The sequence below is a fragment of the Tolypothrix sp. VBCCA 56010 genome (assembly GCF_050875635.1).
In the GTDB taxonomy this organism is placed as follows: domain Bacteria; phylum Cyanobacteriota; class Cyanobacteriia; order Cyanobacteriales; family Nostocaceae; genus Hassallia.
On record NZ_JBPAOH010000416.1, the window covers coordinates 1 to 588 of the forward strand.

At 42.7% G+C, this 588-nt stretch carries 1 pseudogene; it reads right to left on the bottom strand.

Annotated elements, in window-relative coordinates:
- Positions 1 to 132 precede the first annotated feature (132 nt).
- Positions 133 to 489, bottom strand: a pseudogene (locus tag AABK37_RS41805) (HNH endonuclease); the annotation flags it as partial.
- Positions 490 to 588: the final 99 nt, after the last annotated feature.

The window sequence follows — 588 nt, forward strand, 5'->3', positions numbered from 1 at the left end:
CCTCTCCCTTTCGGGTTTAGGTAAGTTGTTCGCCTTGGAGTCGATTACCCTGAACTCCAGCCAACTAAAGTTGGCAATTCAATCAGTGCGTACCACGGCGCACGCTTTCATCGCACACGGCTCCCGATATTCTTAAGGGTTAACCCTTTTGCCCATGTGTTGATAGTCGTGACAGGATTCATGTAAAACTACTAGATTTTTTAGTTTCCAGTTGTTATGATTCCCGTCGATGTGATGTAAATGTACTAGCTCTTCGCTCATACATTTGAGTCCACAATGACCACATGTCTGGTTTTGGCGTTTTAGTGCCTTAGAGGTTTCACCGTCGTATAATTTACTGTTGCGTTCGCTCCAGTAAGCTATATCTCCATCAAAGGGGGATTTCTTTCCTTTGACGTTGACGTGTTTGTGTTCGGAGTAAGGAACCGATGGGAACGCTTTATTTATCAGCTTTGTAGTTGATTGTTTGTCGTTTTTGGTTTCTTTATTAACCCAAGTTGCTAGTTATGCTTTAGAGGGTTCGCAGGCATAACATTAAAGCAATAAAATCCCCTCCAGAGTCAAAATCGGAGGGGTTTATGTTAAATG